The sequence below is a fragment of the Halalkalibacillus sediminis genome, assembly GCF_002844535.1.
GTDB lineage: Bacteria > Bacillota > Bacilli > Bacillales > Alkalibacillaceae > Halalkalibacillus_A > Halalkalibacillus_A sediminis.
The window spans coordinates 281,577-298,886 of sequence record NZ_PJNH01000003.1; the positions used below are offsets into that span (position 1 = coordinate 281,577).

Here is a 17,310-nt window from a genome sequence, read left to right on the forward strand (position 1 = left end):
GCACGTGTTTTTTAAAAGAATTCTTCTAACCCTTCAACTGTAGTAGGTTTGCTATAATAATAACCTTGAAAGATACGACAACCGAAACTCTGGATAATATTCAAATGCTCCTCCGTTTCGATCCCCTCTGCTACTACATTCAATTCTAAATCTATTGCTAGACGGATAATTGTCTCGCAAATACGTTGGTCTACCGTGTTTTCATTTACGTCATGGACGAAAGTTTGATCCAGTTTAATCGTGTCAATCGGCAAGTATTTTAAATAATTCAAGGACGAATATGTCGTTCCAAAATCGTCAATTGAAATTCTAATACCCATACGCTGGACCTCTTCCATGATAATTGCGACGTCTTTCAAGTTCTCCATCAAGGAAGTTTCAGTAATTTCAATTGAAAGATAATCAGCTGGAAAACCAGTATCATCCAAGATTGATTGTAACCTTTCCACGAACTTACCATTAACGATGTTTAATGCCGAAGTATTCACAGATACTCGGAAAGGCCTTCCCAATTCATCTATTAACTTTTTCATGTCATGACAAGCTTTTCTGCATACCATTTCGTCTATATGATGAATTAACCCATTTTTCTCAGCAAAACAGATAAATTGATTGGGTGGTACTAGCCCTTTTTCAGGGTGCTGCCATCGAGCTAACACCTCTACGCCATATAATTGTTTTTCGTCATCTATCATTATTGGTTGGTAGTAAGGTACAAATTGTTCCTCTTCAATGGCATGTTCGATTACAGACTTGTAACTATCCGTAGTTTCATAAATACTCTCCAACTGCTCATCACGTTGTTCATGATAAGTAATATCTAACTTGACACGTTCACTTTCAGCTTTTATATAATTTGAAATGATCAACGAGATTAGTTCGTTGTAGGATTTGATTGTATCAATTTCTTGTGCGCTCGGTCTTTGTACTTCTTTTGAATACATCGCAAAAGTTGCAATCACTTTATTTCCGCCTGGGGCGAAAACTGGAACCGACCAACAAGATTTCAAGTCATGCTTTTTCGCAAGGTCTCTGAAATCCTCCCATTTTGGATCTTTGAAAATATCTTCAGTTATCACAATCTCTTTCTTTATGACCGAAGCTCCACATGTTCCCATTTGATCATGAACCTGTCGGTGGTTACAATGTTCTACCAATTCATCGGATAAAGTATGAGTAACCCCATCCACAAATTCCGAACCACTTTCGTTAAGAATCATGATGGTACAATAAGTACCTTCGAACCTTTTTTCAAAAAACTTCAATGACTTGATTAATACATCCCGTAATGGTATTCCATCACTAATGTATTGAGCAATATACTGGTAACCCTCTACAAAGTCTTCCGGAGACAACACTCGCTCTTCAGTTGCAAATTCGTGTACCATTGTAAAGACCTCCTGACATCATATTTAGACGCTCATCTGAAATTTGTTAGTGAATCTATCGACTGCTATAATATATAATCAATATGTCATAAACTTTCGACATAATTTGCAATTTAGTTAAAATAAAATATAAAGTAATATTTTTTCACTTTATATCATGGTGGGTTTATTTAGAAAGAAAAGGGCTACACGTTACTAAGCGTGGTAGCCCATATACAATTGGTGGTTGTATTATTTTATTCCTTCTTAGTCTAAAGCTCCAAGGTCATTCTTATCTTTACCGATTCCCATAATTTCCATTTGGACTGTTTGATCACTGCTATAAACACCATCAGCAGTAGTCAATCCAACTGCAAATAAAATAATTGCCATGAACGTAATAATTTTTTTCATGAATATTACCTCCTACTTTTAATTTGATACTATTATCCTACCACGTTATCAAAAAGTACTAGATACCAACCTCAAGCGATATGAGCAAAAAATGTATTGTATTTCTTTGATTTACTTCGTTTTTCTAGAAAAATATAAACATTGGAATATTTTTTTGAAAGGATTTGTAAAATGAGCGAATATCTATCAAACAATAGTAGAGAAGATATCGGGAGAAGAATCCTTGAACTACGAAAATATTTTCGTATGACTCAAAAAGATCTTTGCGAGGGGATATGTACACAAGCCTATATAAGTAAAATCGAAAATGGTTCTTTAGCTATTGCTGCGGATATTTTGTTCATGATTGCCGAACGATTCGGAATAGATATAAATTATTTCTATGATTCGACTTACAATTTACGAGCAGATTATTCATTGGATGTTGAAATTCTATCTCGAGAACTTGTCCAGCTAGACGAATATGAAGAGCTTGAAGAGTTAATTAAGAGAGAAGAAAAAACCCCATTAATGCAGAATGACAAGTTCAGACAATTCATTTTGTGGCATAAATCTCTGTATCTTAGATATCTATATAAAGATTATGAACAATCTTTAAAGTTATTGAATGAGGCTTTGGACTTATTTCAAACAAGTCAAAAAGTAAAGTCAGAAAGAGAGGTACAGATCTTACTGAACAAAGGAAACTTATACGTAGATATAGATGACTACGATAATGCTATAAAGATTTATTTAGAATTACTAGAGGCGATAAAACATATCCCAACTCTTACTAATAAAAATTTAGAAATCATGATTTATGTTAATTTAGCAAGAACATACACGTTGATCGGACAATTTAAAAAGTCTGCGGAACTTGCTGAAAAAGGAATATTCTTAAATAGAAAGAATCACTCTATGTATGGCTTGGGTAATCTCTTTTTTATACTCGCTCGCAGTCATGAGGAAATGCAAAACTTCGAAGAAGCCCTTGAAAACTATCGACATTCAAAATATGTTCTAATACTAACTGGAAATGAAAAGCTAGCACCAAAAGTCCAAGTGAAAATAGATGAAATTAATCAATTCACCTAATTTTTTTAGTCATATACTCTTAATTATAGCTCCTAAGGATGTGAAATAATGCCAACTTGTGCACATTGCGGCCGCAAATGGTCCTGGAAACAATCTTTGAACAGAATGTTTACTCTAAGCCAGGAAATACAATGTCCACATTGCCATCGCAATCAATTTTTTTCTAAAAAAACACGGACCATTAATGCTGTGTTAAATATGTTTATCGTTTCTCCTCTTGCTATCAATATCTTTTTCGATTTAACTCCTTGGATGTTGTTAGGAATGATTGTTGGAATATTCCTAGTTTTAGTGGTAATTTTCCCTTTCTATTTGGAGTTGGACAAAGAAGATCGACCACTTTGGTAAAACAATAAAAGGCAACCCATTCATATGGGTTGCCTCTTCTTATCTATCAAATGGCACTAAATCGTCTTCAGTCAATTCTTCATCACCTATAAACTTTTCTCCAAATATAAGGATGCTGTGGTCATTAGACGGTCCTACACGTCCAGACATATATTGTTTGTCAGTTGTTTCATTCCACACGATTCTAAAGTGTAATTGATCTTGCTCTCTATTGGAATTTGTCAAATCAACATTCACCAATTCCATTTGAAAAATACGATCTCCGTCATGATCATACTGTTGAATAGACATGTCATTGAATTGAAATGGGAACTGTTGTTGGTTAATTTGAATTCCCCCACTCCCTGAACCGAATAGAACATTTTGGTTAGCTTCCGTCACTCGGGTATCTGATATATCTAGCTGCATAAAGCCTTCAACCGATTCATCTGACATATCGTACTCGAATTTATCCAAATTATTTTCTTTATACATTTCAACTGAACTTTCTTCCTTCATCTTGTCATTAGCCAACTCAGCGTGCAATTCCCAAGTTGGTGTTTCGTACCCATTTCCTTCGTCACCTGAAGAAATGAATACGATCATTAATACGATCAACAGACCAATTACCCCGTAAAAGATTGTTTTCACTCTATAAAACTCCTAATACTTTATATATTTTAATAAACTTATTCCAACTCCTAATATACTACATTTCCAACAAAATCGTTAACGAATATAATAAATCAAATTTTTTTTGATTTATTAGTTGACTTTTGAGATACATATGCATATATTGGAATTAGATCAAATAAATTTGATGAAAGGATGAAGCTAAATGACACGTGAATGTGCAGTAAATGAAACTTCATTAGATGATACATTTCAAACTTACGAGAAGAAATTCAAAGCTTTAGCAGATCAACGTCGTCTGCATATTTTAAATGAAATCACTGAACAAGGTGAAGTGTGTGTTTGTGATTTATCAGATAAACTACACTTACCACAATCTAAATTATCTTATCACTTGAAATTGTTGCTGGATGCAGATTTGATTCAGAAAGAAACCCGAGGCACTTGGAGTTATTACACTTTAAACCATAAAGAAATGAACCACTTGTTATCAGAAGAGCTGTGTTGTCTGTTTCGACGGGACTAAATTTTTTTAACCTATTAATCAAAAAAAATTGATTAATTAAGAAAGAAGGAAATTACCATGATGGAAATTCTAAAAAGCTTTATGGGTATCGCACTGGAATTGACTGTTTTATTTGTAGGAATATCTTTTCTCATCCACCTTATACAAGGATTTATACCTTATCAAAAAATGGAGGAGCTGATGGATAAAAGTCACCCTCTGATCAGTGCTTTGATTGCTGTCGCGTTCGCTTTTGTAACACCATTTTGTTCTTGTTCAACCATACCGATCGTTGTGAATTTATTAAAAAATCAAGTGAAATTTTCAATCGTCATGATCTTCTTATTTGCATCGCCAGTGCTAGATTTGACGATCGTTAGTTTGATGACAGTCATTCTTGGTTGGAAAGTAGCTTTGATCTATTCACTCGCAACGATTGTTTTATCGATCATCATCGGGTTTTCACTCAGTTTTCTTGGTTTTGAAAATCAATTGAAGAATGTCATGATGGAGAATTTCTCCCAACAACAACAAGATAAGCGGTTCGACTTAAAGCTCGCATATAAAGAAACTATGATTTTAATGAAACAGGTTTACCCTTTCCTACTCATAGGTGCCGGTATTGGTGCAATCATCCATGGGGCAGTGCCTAGTGAATGGATTGCGACTTATATGGGCGGCGAAAGTTGGTGGTTGGTACCGATCGCAGCAGTAATTGGGATACCTCTATATATAAGGCTCTCAACCATGATCCCTATTTCACAAATACTGATTGTGAAAGGAATGGCTCTTGGTCCAGTCATGGCACTAATGATTGCGTCTGCTGGTGCAAGTTTACCTGAAGTGACCATGTTGCATAGTATTTTCAAGAAAAAGCTAGTTCTTGCGTTCGTCACATCAGTAATCATGATGTCTACATTATCTGGATTCTTATTCTACTTAATTTAAGGAGGTGAATTTGATGAAATGGATCAAATCAATTTTTGATAAAAAAACCGACAAGTCTTGTTGTGATATCGTCATTAAAGAAGTTGAAGAAGAAAAGGAAGCTTGCTGTAAGAAATAATTAAAGAGAGGGGCAACCGCCCCTCTCTTTAATTTGACTTATTCAGGCTCGGGATCAATACCTGGCCGTGAATGTTTAATGAAAAATGCTAAGCCGAGCCCGATCGTCGCAATAATAGTAGCTAACACAAATGACATGTTCACACCGTGAATCAGACCGCTGGTGCCTTGAGATGGTATAGCTTGGTTAGTCATGATTGTGACAAGTAGTGCCGTTCCAACCGCTCCTGCTATTTGTCGCATCGTATTGTTCATCGCAGAGCCGTGTGGCATGAGCTTTTTAGGTAACTGATTCAACCCTGCTGTAGTTACAGGCATCATAACCATCGAAATACCGAACATCCGGGCCGCATTCACAATAGTTAAATACATAAATGTGGTTTCTGTCGTTAAATTCGTAAACATTAATGATGTAACTGTCAGTAATGTAAGGCCGCACACAGCGAGCCATTTAGCTCCGAATTTATCAAATAAACGTCCCGTAATAGGATTCATGATTCCCATGAGAATCGCCCCTGGAAGCAACATCAAACCTGATTCGAATGCTGTAAAGCCGAGCATGTCTTGCATAAATATCGGTAAGATGATGGCCCCTCCTATCATTGTGATAAAGGCGACCATTCCAATACCAGTCGTCAACGCAAACATTTTATATTTGAATATACGGAATTCGAGAATCGGCTTCTTCAACCTCAGTTGTCGGGAAATGAATAAGATAAGCGTGACAGCACCAATACTAAGTGAAGTAATTACCTGCCAATTACCCCAACCGACATTCCCAGCAACACTGAACCCATACAATAGTCCTCCGAACCCAAGTGTAGATTGAATGATCGACACAGGATCGACCTTAGGAAATGTGCGTTCAGTTACATTTTTTAAAATGAAGTAAGCTAAGATGATATCCAAAATAGCGATTGGTAATACGACATAGAATAGGCTTCTCCAAGGGAATTGTTCGACTAAATAGCCTGATAATGTTGGTCCAATTGCAGGTGCGAAAGCAATTACAAGACCGAACATACCCATGGCTTGGCCTCTTTTTTCAATAGGGAACACTAAAAACAAGATTGTTTGCATCAGCGGTAGAATAATGCCTGCACCCGATGCCTGTAAAACCCTTCCTGATAAGAGTACGGTAAAGTTAGGAGCAATAGCGCATACAAGTGTGCCCAAAGCAAATAGCCCCATTGCCGTAAGGAATAGTCTTCTCGTAGTGTACCGCTCGATTAAAAAGGCAGTGATAGGAATCATTATACCGTTAACAAGCATAAAAATAGACTGCAACCACTGAGCGGTGTTTGCAGTAAGATTCAGGTCTCGCATGATATGTGGAAGCGCAGTACCTAATAAGGTTTGATTCAGTATCGCTATGAAAGCACCGGAAATAAGTACAATCATCAAAGGTATGCGATTTATGGATGGAGTGCCGTCTTCATTCGTTTCTATGTCATTAGATTCTGTCATTGTGATCCTTCTCTCTTATGTATAATCGCTAACATTTTATAGTAACAAACATAAAAGAAGTTAGCTAATGGTTTGTTTGTCTCGAATTTCGATCTTATCCATATCAGTGACGAATAAAGAAAGCCCCTATAAGTAGGGGTAATCCCATTTCCCAACCCAAACACTTCACTTTTAATTAAGGATTTGGCAATGATAAAATTTGTAAATAGAGGAGGTTTTCTGTATGGATCCTATTGAATTAACATGGTATATATTGATCGGCTTAGCCTTGGTAGTGACAATATTTTTTGTTATTAAAGATCGTAATAATGAACGTGCAGACATCAAAGAAAGACGAGAGTTACAAGCCTCTGTCCTCTATACAGCCGTTATGTTTGTTATAGGAATTACTTTTTTGATAGTAGAGGGATTCTCTATAAACGTGCTCATTCTTGCTGCATTCTTCGGTATTGGGGTCTGGATGACGAAACGCGCATCAGCTGAATATAAGAAAAAAAAATGAAGTCAATGGGTTATAGTTCGCTTTCTAACCCAATAGATAGAAATAGTTTTATAATCTTCTGAACATGTAAAAGAGCTTGCGGATTTTCGCCACAAGCTCTTTTTCTAACAAAAAGTATCTTTCGATTTGGGTACAGATAGCCCGAATAAAGGCCGTAAATATAAAGCAACGAAAGTTCCAGCCAGTGCAAGAATCCCCCAAATGTAGCCGTGTAGACTGAATGAAGCAATTCCTCCGAAGTATGCTCCAATGTTACATCCGAATGCTAACCTCGCACCATAACCAAGTAACAGTCCGCCGATTACGGAAGCCATTACATTTTTACCGTTAATCTTAGAAAACTTGAACAAACCACCTGCTGCTGATGCTAAGAAAGCTCCTATGATCACTCCAAAGTTCAATACTGTCGTTGAGTCAGCAAAAATTGACGCTTGAAGTACTTGTGCACTTTCACCAGACCAATAACCCCAGCTAGCAACATCGAAGCCTATGAAGTCAGCCACCTTGGATCCCCAAAGTGCGAATGCCGATGTTACTCCCCAAGGGGCTCCACGTGTCATTAAAGTTAGAGCATTCAAGATTGCTAGGACAATTGCGGCAGCAAATAGTGGCCATGACCCTCTCAATATACGTTTCCAACCTGAAGTCGTTGGAACAGGTGCCATTTTAGGTACCCTCTTCTTCTTTTCGACTACCAATGTGATCCACGCAATCAAACCGAAGAGTGCGATTGATAATAGCCATGCTCCACCGTAACCTAAGCCTGTAGTAGTAGCTAGAGAAACAGGTTGAAATGATGGCAGTTCTTCTGTCCAAAACGGTAGATGATAAGCGCCTATCGTTGAACCGACGATGAAGAACAATAACGTAATGAACATGACGGTACGTCCTCCACCAACTGCGTATAAAGTACCGGAGGCACAACCTCCACCTAACTGCATTCCTACACCAAACATGAAAGCACCAACTATAAGACTCACCCCTAGCGGAGCAACATAGCCAGATACACCTGTATCAAAAAAGGATACGCCGAAAGCTAAAATAGGTGCGAATAAGGTGACGGCGGCCGCCAACATGACCATATGGGAACGAAGAGCTTGCCCATTCCCTACTGACATCACCCGTCTAAATGCAGATGTAAAACCAAAGCGAGCATGGAATAAAGTATATCCAAGCCCCAACCCTATGATTAGTAGTAATGGTTGCATTGCGTGGAAGTTAACCATCAAATAAACCATTAAAACAGCAGTTACCACTAACCCTCCGATGATCAACTTCATTTGTGGAGGATTCAACTGTTTATTTTCACGTTCAACAGGATCTTTAACTTCATCTACCGGCTGAACTTTTGTATTATTCATTGTTGATTCCATATATATTTCTCCTTTTTCCTATAAATTTAGTCGGGATTATATTTTACTTTATACATATTAAAGAGTTATAAAGGTTGTGTCAATGGAATTGTTTTATGTATCAAAAAACCTTCCACCCAAATATTAGAGTGGAAGGTTAATAGGTTATTTTTTTCAAAAGATTTATTTATACTTTCAACCACTTTCGGAACATAGCGAATATTACATACCCGATAGCTGTCCCCAGTGTGTTAAAAAACAAATCGTCTACTGTCGCACTTCTATTCACAGTAAAATATAATTGGGTGAATTCGATCGACAGTGAAAACAAAAATCCGGCGATTAACGTTAAAAGGAAATAGCGTAGGAATTTCACTATAGAAGGAATCAGTATACCAAAAGGAATGAACAAAGCAATATTTCCAAAGGAATATAGCAACATCAACTCAGGATCAACCATTCGACTCAATTGATAAAAAAGTTCTGTATCAAATCCTGTAGTACCTCCCTGCCCTACAATAGGGGGAGTGAATCGGAAAGGTTCCATTGTTAGGTAAAATACGGCCAGTAAATACACAAACAAGAGATTTCCAATGAATTCTCGTTTGAATCTGATTTTTCGATTTCTACTTCGCAAAAATCGAAATAACACCCATAATAGCATTACTGAGGCAAGAACAATCCATACATAAAGTGCGCTCATGATGACTGGCTCCTTTTCTCTTTGGCTATCAATCTAATTTTATAGAACTTCATTATACTTGATTAACGATTTAAGCGAATATATTTAGGGTACATTATATTATGTATAGAATCTAACATTAAGAAGGAGCCTTTGTCATGACAAATTCACTTATCGTAAAAAATGATATTCATATACATGCAGACCCTTCCACTGTTTGGAAGGTTTTAACCGAACCAAAATATGTTGCTCAGTGGGACGAATTACCAGAAGATTATCCCGAAGAGGCGATGACCATAGGTAGTAAAGTAACATGGGATTTACCAAATGGCGGTCAAACAATCACAAAAGTAATTCGTGCTGAACAAGAAGAAGAGCTGATCGTGGACCTATATGTAAGTACGTGGGATACACGTCCCGAAGAAGGGGATGTCGTTTATCGTTATAACTTAAAACCACACAATGGTGAGACTCACTTATTCATTGAGATAGGAGATTTTTCTTTGGTAGAAGACGGCGAGATGTACTATGACGCATCAGTTGAATTCGCTGAAGAAGCCAAAAAGAAAATAAAAGAGTTATCAGAGGAGACTTGATCGGAATTTTATTCCGATCAAGTTCTTTGGCTTTTATTAACTGAGTAAATATTTACACCCTGTCCATTGAATTCACAATTTTTTTCGAGTTTCATGCCAATGAATTCAGCCACTTTCGAAGATGCTTTATTCTCAGGTTGAATGATAGAAATTAGTCTACTAATATTAAGCTCTTCAAAAGCATAAACCTTCAAACTTTTTGCCACTTCCTTGGCATACCCTTCATTCCAATATGTCTCGTCAATCCAAAAACCAACTTCTACTTCTTCCCTATCATCAACCACCTGTTTGACAAGCCCTGCATGTCCAATTGGCTGTAATTCATCTTTTTTCATTATGAGCTTTAGGCCATAAATAGAACCCTCATAAGAACCACTTAGAATCCTTTCAAAAAAAGCTTTCGATTGATCATGGTTTTTTATTTTTCCATCCCCGATATACTTCATCATACGAGGGTTAGTTAGCATGGAGTTGAGAAAAGGGAACTCATTTTCCGTATAATTTTTTATTACCAATCTATCAGTTTCTAATTTCATTTATTCCCCACCTCCAAACATAATTATTTAGTTTAGCTGTTTAAAATACGGTCGACGAATGTCTTTTTGGCTTCAGAGTAAGCCATTTGATCATCTGGAAACTTTTCTGCTAGTTCTAGTTTTAAATGCTCATACTCTTTAGCAAGTGCCTCATCTTGATTCAGTCGATCACGAAATTCTACGTGTGCCTTCCACCATTCACCTTGATACTTCACAATATGGACTATATGTGTTTTCTCTAAGTTCTCCAAGTCGGAGAATTTTGCGACCACTTCTTTTCCCTCAATATTCACCCGGCCTAAATGATAGTACCCTTCTTTATTCAACTTTTTATGTTCAAAGCTTTTAAAATCATCCATGGTGCGCAACCCTACCAAGATATCCACTAAAGGTTTTGCTTTAATTCCTGCAATAGCGGTACTTCCTATATGTTCAATTTCTACAACCTTATCACCTAATATTTGCTCTAAAGTTGATTGCTCTCGCAAAAATGATTTTTTCCATTCTGGGTCTGGCTGAGATAGAAACAACTCATTATTCCTGATTCCTAACATCTAACCCCTCCTTTTCATAGTAGTTATAGAGTAAGGGATAATACTACCAAATAACAGTCTGATTTTTTAAAAAATAATATGCTATAATAGACTTACAGAATTCTTAATATTAAACACCACTGAATATTCTATCGGCCGCTTCAGGGGCATACTTTTTTAATAGCTCTTCACTCTCCTCTGCCCTGATATCACCGACATAATTATACAACCTCTTATGAACATAGTTATTTGATTCAATAAAGGTGTCCATCTCCATATACGCATCCTTCACACCAAACACGACATTTCGGATATTAGCCAGAATAATAGTCGGAAGACACATCACACACGGTTCCACTGTACTGTAAATGACGCACTCCCTTGCATGTCGACTTAAATGCTCAGCGCCGGAATTAAGTGCATTGATTTCAGCATGCTTCGTACGGTTATTCCATGTATGTATTTTGTTTGATCCTCTTGAGATAATTTCTCCTTGATAATGAACAATAACCGAACCAATCGGCAAATCGCCTCTCTCCCCTGCTAGTCTCGCTTCTCTTAATGCTTCCCCCATGAAATAATCATGATCCAAATGATCAATATTCTTCAACATACCCATCATAACCTCCAGTATTTTCCTTACAATACTAGTTCAATAAAAGGCGTGGTAACTCCTTTTTTAACTTGATCAAGTTTACCTAAGTGAAGATGATCATCTTACATAATAAAAAGCACACCGAATGTTCAATTCAGTGTGCTCTCTGATGAATAGTTCATATCATAATTAATCACTCGAGCTACCTAATTCGTCTGTTAAAAAATCCTCATAATCCCCTAAATCGCGCGACCCGAACAATACGAATCGTACATGCTTAAGGTTATTCAGATTTTCTAGTTCTCCTAAGACAGTCGGAATAGCAACTTTTATAGCCTCATGCTGGGGATACCCGAAAGTTCCAGTTGATATGGCAGGGAATGCGATACTCTCCAAACCTTTTTCTTCTGCAAGCCTCAAGGAATCTCTGTAACACTTAGCCAGAAGTTCATCTGAGGGATTATTCAATCCATAAATCGGTCCAAGACAATGGATTACATGTTTATTAGGAAGGCCGAATGCTTCGGTCATAACCACTTCTCCAGGTTCTAGAGGTGCGTGCGGTGCACAAGCTTCAGCGAGTTCTGGACCGGCTTTTCGATGCAAAGCTCCTGCTACCCCTCCACCCGTAACCAATTCAGCATTTGCTGCATTGACTACTACATCTATATCACTTTGAGCGGATATATCATCTTGTATACAATCAAATATCTTTCCATTCCAATTCCATTTCATACCAAAAACCTCCATAGCCAAGCTGAGACACCAGCTTAACTATCTATCGTTTCCCTCAGTCTAATAACGCGAAACATAAGAATACGTTACTCTAGGGAACGCAACCAAATATTTTACTCAAAAAGTTCTTTATGTTTTTTAATTGCTAAATGAAGTGATGAATACGTCTCAATCGATTTAAAATCGATTCCTAAGTTGATCATTGTTTGAGCAACTTCAGGACGAATTCCCGCTAAAATTGCGTGCGTGCCAACTAACTCCATTGATTCAACGATTTTGAAAATATTGCTCGCGACTAATGTATCAATCACTGGTACTGCTGATAAGTCTATGAAAATATGTGATAAATCCTGTTTGCTAGCTTGATCTAACGCAGTACTCAACAGCAGGTCAGCTCGTTCAGTGTCGATTGTACCAACAATAGGAAGCACAGCTGCACCTTTCACCATAGGTACTACAGGGGCTGATAATGTCAGGAAGTTGTTATGTGCAGTTTGGATTTTTTCCTTATAAGTCTCGATGTACTTTGCTGCGAAAGAGTGGACCGCAGTATCTAATAAAGGATCAATCCTCTCGACAATTGAAAATGTTGTCGCTACAGTGAACTCTTCTTTTATAGCGATTTTTTTGATTTCCTCCCAAATAGTCAGTCTAGTTCGAGATACACCTTCTAAGGCTTGACTAAGGTCACCACCATGTTCAATTGAGTAATTCGCAATTTCCTTACCCCAATCAGAGATACCTTTAAAATCAATTCTTTCTTCAGCACGACAAGCATCTATGAAGAATGTTACCAATTGAAGCCTGACTTCGCTTGCTTTTTTGTCTTCTTTAGATTCTGAATCCGTTGCTAATTTGTCTGCGACGTCGTTTTTCTTTTCTTCAAGACGATCACAGAGAATCTTCATCTCTTCTCGAATAGTTGCTTCATGCATGAAAGTCACTCCTCATAAGTTCTTAAGTAACATTATATACTAATTCGATAACAATTCTCAAAAATTAGTTTATTCAATGTTCACAACCGCCTATAACGATGAATATGATATCTAAGACTATTAAAGGAGGTAAATTGATGTATCCTAACCAACCCAATCAACACCCGATGCAACAGCCTTATGGCAATCAAAATATGATGCCCAACCAACAAATGGGGGCACAAGAAAATATGATGCCCAACCAGCAAATGGGAGCACAAGAAAATATGATGCCTAACCAGCAGATGGGTGTGCAACAAGAAAATTTAAGTCCAGAGCAGCAAAAGAAGCAAATGTACGATATGTGTAAAAATAACAAATTGCACATGGTCACTTTAGAGACAAACGATGGAAAGTATGTCGAAGGAATAGTGGATGAGTACGATAAGGAAGGCGTCACTCTAATTATGCCAAGTGGTGACATGGAAAATCAAGAACGTGTCTGGTTCGGGGGAGGATTTGGCGGACCAGGGTATGGACCGGGCTTCGGGCCAGGGTACGGAGCAGGTTTCGGTTATGGCCGTTATCCAAGAAGATTCCGTCGATTCAGAAGACAACGTTTCCCATTTTTCGGCTTAAGAAGATTTTTCTTCCCATTCTTTTATTAAGGGAGACAATACCCCAGTCAAAAAAGCTGCCTCTTTCATTTAATAGAAGGAGGCAGCTTTTGTATGCCAATTCATTACCGGAAAGGTTGGTAAGTGTGGCGACTCCTATTGTATATAAAGCATTAGGTGATTCATTGACTGTTGGTGTTGGCGCATTTTTTTCAAAGGGATTTGTGGGCCGTTATGCAGAAAAATCGGTTAATCATCTTCAGCGTCCTATTCGAACCCAAGTAATAGCCAAGAGAAAAATGACTAGCCATGATTTAGTCAAATTAACCCGAGACGAACATCAATTGAAAAGTATTAGCCAAGCGAATATTATTACAATTACAATCGGGGGAAATGATCTATTGGAGGCAAACCGTCTCTTTCTTTCAACATATCACCCTGAATTCTTTGAGCAATCCGCTTTCGATTTATATATGAATGTATCTACCATCTTATATAGAATCAAAAAAGCAAAAACGAACGAGGGATCCCCTTATTTAATCAGAATCATAGGATTGTATAATCCTTATCCACAGTTAAGTTATAGCGATTACTGGGTTGAGCGCTACAATCAAATACTTAGATCTTTTTCTTCGGATCACATTGTCTTTATAGATATATATCCTTTCTTCCAGCGTACTGACAGAAATCTACTCAGCTTTGACGGTCTTCACCCAAATAAACATGGTTATGAAATCATCGCTAATGAGACGGCAGAAAAAGGTTACTTCCCATTGATCAACCGATTTCAAAGATATTAAAAACCCCTTAGTATAAGAAACTAAGAGGTTTGTACTTTGGTATTTTCTATTCATTTAACGGAGTTTATTCTCCACAAGAATCGCCATCGCAATATTCTGTTTTGGATGATGGATTCAGAACTTGAATAGGCGAGTTCTGTTCCTCTTCGTACACTTTTTCAAGTACTTCCTTAAAAGATTCAGTTGGTTGAGCCCCAGAGAGCGCATATTTTTCATTAAATACAAAGAACGGTACACCCTGGACACCCAATTGCTGAGCTAACTGTTGGTCACCCACTACAGCACCTTTGTAGTGACCTTCAGCTAACACTTGCAGCGATTCTTTCTTGTCTAACCCTACTTCTTCTGCTAAATCAGCCAGAATTTGATGCTCACCGACGTCCTTGCCTTCTGTGAAATAAGCCTTCATCACTCTTTCCATAAATTTATACATTTTACCTTGTTGTTTTGCATACTGACTTAATCGATGCGCGTCTTCCGTATTCGTGGGTATGACCTGATCAAAATGAAAATCAAGACCCTCTTCCTTAGCTTGCATAGCCATTGATTCGTTCATTTCTTTACCCTTTTCATACGAAACACCATATTTATTAGCCAACATTTCATGAATGTTCTGGTTAGTATTTTTTTCTGCATTCGAATCTAATTGAAAGCTTTTGAATTCCACGTCTACTTCTTTTGAATGAGCGAAGTCAGATAACGCTCTCTCTAATCGTCTTTTGCCTATATAACAAAATGGACAAACTACATCTGACCAAACTTCGATTTTCATCGGAATCCCTCCAAACATCTACTCTTTTCACATTATTGAATATGAACTTCCAGAAATCAACTAACTTGTTTATTTTAAATCGGTTGGTTTATTTTCTGTTGATTAAAGGAAAGGATAAATAAAACGTACGTTAATGAAAGGAGCCTCTCTTTTGGAAAAAAGAATCGATTACCTTGTAAATTGGTTAAAAGAAGAAGTGAATCAATCAGGTGCCAAAGGTGCACTAGTAGGTATAAGCGGAGGTATTGATTCAGCTGTTGTTGCCTATTTGATTAAAAGAGCTTTCCCTGAAAACTCTTTCGGGGTGATTCTTCCCATCAATCAACGTGTAGAAGACCAGAAAGACGCGGTTGCTGTCGCTGAAGATTCCGGCATTCATTATGTAGGTATCGAATTGACTGAAACATTCCAAACAGCCGTAAAGGCAATGCAAGAAAAGATTAATGATGAGTGGAATGACGAAAATGACCGCATGGTAAAAGCAAATTTCCAAGCGAGACTTCGCATGAGTACAATGTACGCTGTTGCGCAAAATTATGATTACTTAGTAATCGGTACAGGAAATCAGCCTGAGACTTACACTGGATATTTCACAAAATACGGAGACGGTGGAGCTGATTTACAACCTCTCCTCAACTTAAGCAAACAGGAAGTTCGCGAAATGGCTACTGAGTTAGGCGTAACAGACCAAGTAATCAATAAGCCGCCAAGTGCAGAGTTGTGGGAAGGCCAGACGGATGAGGATGAATTAGGTGTATCCTATGACACGATCGACGCATACATCCGAGGAGAGAAAGTGGACCCAGAGGACGAAAAAAGAATCAAACAGCTGCACAAAGGGTCCGCACACAAACGATCAATTGCACCTGGACCTGATGAGTTCAAAGGATGATATAAATGAAAAAAACAGCACTAGTCATCATTGATATAATCAATGACATGGAATTCGATGGAGGAGAACGGCTTTTAGAACAAAGCAGACCGATCGTAAAGCCAATTCAAAAACTTAAAAAACAAGCCAGAGAACTTGATTTGCCGGTCATTTATGTAAATGACAACTTTGGCCTTTGGCAAGAAGATAAAGATGAACTAATAGAGCACTGTTTAAAAGGACGCGGAAGTGAAATAGCCAATCAACTAAGACCTGAAGACGACGAATTTTTCATCATTAAGCCGAAACATTCAGGTTTTTATGGCACTCAGTTAGATATTTTGTTGCGACAGTTGGAAGTACAAAACCTTGTATTGACAGGCGTTGCAGGTGACATCTGTATACTGTTCACTGCCAATGACGCTTACATGAGAGATTATAACCTCTGGGTTCCTAAAGACTGCATGGCATCAGAAGTAGAGAGTGACAATGATGCCGCACTGCAAATCATCAAACGGTCGACCTTTAGTAACATTAAACCGACTAGTGATGTGACGATAAAAGACGCTTTTTCTACTTAAGGATTTGTTATAAACGCTTGGAAGTTTCTCCAAGCGTTTTTCCGTCATTATCTTGGCTAACTTGCTTTATTTCTCAATTTCAAATTTGTTCGAACAATTGTAGCTGATAGAATTAAAACAACTAAACTCGATATAAAAAATCCAACTGCGTAGGAAGGAATACTTTCTTCTGGTACTCTATCATTTATTTCAATACCTAAAAAATATAGTCCAATACCCTCTCCATCAACATCTGAGCCAATTGACCACAAATCTAATCCTTTGTTAAGCAATAAAAATCCAAATAAGATTAAAACTCCTGCAATTAACCAGCGACTAATATTATTCATTTTTTCCCCCCTTAACACAATAAAACCGCCATTAATAATCTTA

Annotated in this window: 23 protein-coding genes; 10 read left to right on the forward strand and 13 right to left on the reverse strand. The window is 37.5% G+C overall.

The window, feature by feature from the left end; all coding sequences use genetic code 11:
* Positions 1-11: 11 nt before the first annotated feature.
* Together CEY16_RS11125 and CEY16_RS15245 are read right to left on the reverse strand one after the other, a co-directional pair.
* A complete protein-coding gene (locus CEY16_RS11125) occupies positions 12-1,388 on the reverse strand; it encodes a bifunctional diguanylate cyclase/phosphodiesterase (RefSeq protein ID WP_101332110.1) in 1,377 nt (458 codons plus the stop codon).
* A gap of 246 nt (positions 1,389-1,634) precedes the next feature.
* The gene (locus tag CEY16_RS15245; protein ID WP_162297924.1) at positions 1,635-1,781 is read right to left on the reverse strand and encodes a hypothetical protein; all 147 of its coding nucleotides are present in this window, start codon (positions 1,779-1,781) and stop codon (positions 1,635-1,637) included.
* 171 nt (positions 1,782-1,952) lie between these two features.
* Between CEY16_RS15245 and CEY16_RS11130 the strand changes: the two genes are divergently transcribed.
* On the forward strand, positions 1,953-2,855 hold the full coding sequence (locus CEY16_RS11130; protein WP_101332111.1) for a helix-turn-helix transcriptional regulator: 903 nt from the start codon (positions 1,953-1,955) through the stop codon (positions 2,853-2,855).
* A 48-nt stretch (positions 2,856-2,903) separates the two neighbouring features.
* Entirely contained in the window at positions 2,904-3,203 is a 300-nt protein-coding gene (locus CEY16_RS15605) for a TIGR04104 family putative zinc finger protein (RefSeq protein ID WP_101332112.1), read from the forward strand.
* Positions 3,204-3,242: 39 nt separating this feature from the next.
* Here the strand turns inward: CEY16_RS15605 and CEY16_RS11140 are convergent, their stop codons facing one another.
* On the reverse strand, positions 3,243-3,833 hold the full coding sequence (locus CEY16_RS11140) for a hypothetical protein (RefSeq protein ID WP_101332113.1): 591 nt from the start codon (positions 3,831-3,833) through the stop codon (positions 3,243-3,245).
* A 187-nt stretch (positions 3,834-4,020) separates the two neighbouring features.
* Between CEY16_RS11140 and CEY16_RS11145 the strand changes: the two genes are divergently transcribed.
* Both CEY16_RS11145 and CEY16_RS11150 read left to right on the forward strand, forming a co-directional pair.
* A complete protein-coding gene (locus CEY16_RS11145) occupies positions 4,021-4,341 on the forward strand; it encodes an ArsR/SmtB family transcription factor (protein WP_101332114.1) in 321 nt (106 codons plus the stop codon).
* A gap of 60 nt (positions 4,342-4,401) precedes the next feature.
* Positions 4,402-5,268 carry a permease gene (locus CEY16_RS11150; protein ID WP_101332368.1) on the forward strand — a complete coding sequence of 289 codons (867 nt, stop codon included), beginning with the start codon at positions 4,402-4,404 and terminating at the stop codon, positions 5,266-5,268.
* 156 nt (positions 5,269-5,424) lie between these two features.
* Here CEY16_RS11150 and CEY16_RS11155 read toward each other — a convergent pair whose 3' ends face one another.
* Complete coding sequence (locus CEY16_RS11155) at positions 5,425-6,852, reverse strand: MDR family MFS transporter (protein WP_101332115.1); 1,428 nt, start codon at positions 6,850-6,852, stop codon at positions 5,425-5,427.
* A gap of 223 nt (positions 6,853-7,075) precedes the next feature.
* Between CEY16_RS11155 and CEY16_RS11160 the strand changes: the two genes are divergently transcribed.
* Entirely contained in the window at positions 7,076-7,354 is a 279-nt protein-coding gene (locus tag CEY16_RS11160; RefSeq protein WP_101332116.1) for a hypothetical protein, read from the forward strand.
* A 104-nt stretch (positions 7,355-7,458) separates the two neighbouring features.
* Here the strand turns inward: CEY16_RS11160 and CEY16_RS11165 are convergent, their stop codons facing one another.
* On the reverse strand, positions 7,459-8,727 hold the full coding sequence (locus tag CEY16_RS11165) for a YeeE/YedE family protein (protein ID WP_101332117.1): 1,269 nt from the start codon (positions 8,725-8,727) through the stop codon (positions 7,459-7,461).
* A 166-nt stretch (positions 8,728-8,893) separates the two neighbouring features.
* The gene (locus CEY16_RS11170) at positions 8,894-9,409 is read right to left on the reverse strand and encodes a VanZ family protein (RefSeq protein WP_101332118.1); all 516 of its coding nucleotides are present in this window, start codon (positions 9,407-9,409) and stop codon (positions 8,894-8,896) included.
* A gap of 137 nt (positions 9,410-9,546) precedes the next feature.
* Between CEY16_RS11170 and CEY16_RS11175 the strand changes: the two genes are divergently transcribed.
* A complete protein-coding gene (locus CEY16_RS11175; RefSeq protein WP_101332119.1) occupies positions 9,547-9,984 on the forward strand; it encodes an SRPBCC domain-containing protein in 438 nt (145 codons plus the stop codon).
* A 17-nt stretch (positions 9,985-10,001) separates the two neighbouring features.
* Here the strand turns inward: CEY16_RS11175 and CEY16_RS11180 are convergent, their stop codons facing one another.
* The 5 genes from CEY16_RS11180 to CEY16_RS11200 all read right to left on the reverse strand — a co-directional run bounded on the left by CEY16_RS11180 (position 10,002) and on the right by CEY16_RS11200 (position 13,318).
* On the reverse strand, positions 10,002-10,520 hold the full coding sequence (locus CEY16_RS11180; RefSeq protein WP_101332120.1) for a GNAT family N-acetyltransferase: 519 nt from the start codon (positions 10,518-10,520) through the stop codon (positions 10,002-10,004).
* A gap of 32 nt (positions 10,521-10,552) precedes the next feature.
* Positions 10,553-11,074 (reverse strand): GrpB family protein, encoded by a 522-nt coding sequence (locus CEY16_RS11185; RefSeq protein ID WP_101332121.1) that lies wholly within the window; start codon positions 11,072-11,074, stop codon positions 10,553-10,555.
* A gap of 109 nt (positions 11,075-11,183) precedes the next feature.
* Positions 11,184-11,666 (reverse strand): nucleoside deaminase, encoded by a 483-nt coding sequence (locus CEY16_RS11190; RefSeq protein ID WP_162297925.1) that lies wholly within the window; start codon positions 11,664-11,666, stop codon positions 11,184-11,186.
* 171 nt (positions 11,667-11,837) lie between these two features.
* On the reverse strand, positions 11,838-12,383 hold the full coding sequence (locus CEY16_RS11195) for a macro domain-containing protein (RefSeq protein WP_101332123.1): 546 nt from the start codon (positions 12,381-12,383) through the stop codon (positions 11,838-11,840).
* 113 nt (positions 12,384-12,496) lie between these two features.
* The gene (locus CEY16_RS11200) at positions 12,497-13,318 is read right to left on the reverse strand and encodes an STAS domain-containing protein (protein WP_101332124.1); all 822 of its coding nucleotides are present in this window, start codon (positions 13,316-13,318) and stop codon (positions 12,497-12,499) included.
* A gap of 137 nt (positions 13,319-13,455) precedes the next feature.
* On the opposite strand from CEY16_RS11200, the gene CEY16_RS15335 reads away from it, so the two are divergent.
* Together CEY16_RS15335 and CEY16_RS11210 are read left to right on the forward strand one after the other, a co-directional pair.
* Positions 13,456-13,965, forward strand: coding sequence for a hypothetical protein (locus CEY16_RS15335; RefSeq protein ID WP_202908627.1), 510 nt, complete (start codon positions 13,456-13,458; stop codon positions 13,963-13,965).
* Positions 13,966-14,024: 59 nt separating this feature from the next.
* Positions 14,025-14,714: a GDSL-type esterase/lipase family protein gene (locus CEY16_RS11210; protein ID WP_162297926.1), complete on the forward strand. Its 690-nt coding sequence runs from the start codon at positions 14,025-14,027 to the stop codon at positions 14,712-14,714.
* 64 nt (positions 14,715-14,778) lie between these two features.
* Here the strand turns inward: CEY16_RS11210 and CEY16_RS11215 are convergent, their stop codons facing one another.
* Positions 14,779-15,486: a DsbA family oxidoreductase gene (locus CEY16_RS11215; RefSeq protein ID WP_101332126.1), complete on the reverse strand. Its 708-nt coding sequence runs from the start codon at positions 15,484-15,486 to the stop codon at positions 14,779-14,781.
* 151 nt (positions 15,487-15,637) lie between these two features.
* On the opposite strand from CEY16_RS11215, the gene nadE reads away from it, so the two are divergent.
* Entirely contained in the window at positions 15,638-16,378 is a 741-nt protein-coding gene (gene nadE / locus CEY16_RS11220; protein WP_101332127.1) for an NAD(+) synthase, read from the forward strand.
* Positions 16,379-16,383: 5 nt separating this feature from the next.
* Positions 16,384-16,938 (forward strand): cysteine hydrolase family protein, encoded by a 555-nt coding sequence (locus tag CEY16_RS11225; protein ID WP_101332128.1) that lies wholly within the window; start codon positions 16,384-16,386, stop codon positions 16,936-16,938.
* Positions 16,939-16,994: 56 nt separating this feature from the next.
* Here the strand turns inward: CEY16_RS11225 and CEY16_RS11230 are convergent, their stop codons facing one another.
* On the reverse strand, positions 16,995-17,267 hold the full coding sequence (locus CEY16_RS11230; RefSeq protein ID WP_202908628.1) for a hypothetical protein: 273 nt from the start codon (positions 17,265-17,267) through the stop codon (positions 16,995-16,997).
* Positions 17,268-17,310 lie beyond the last annotated feature (43 nt).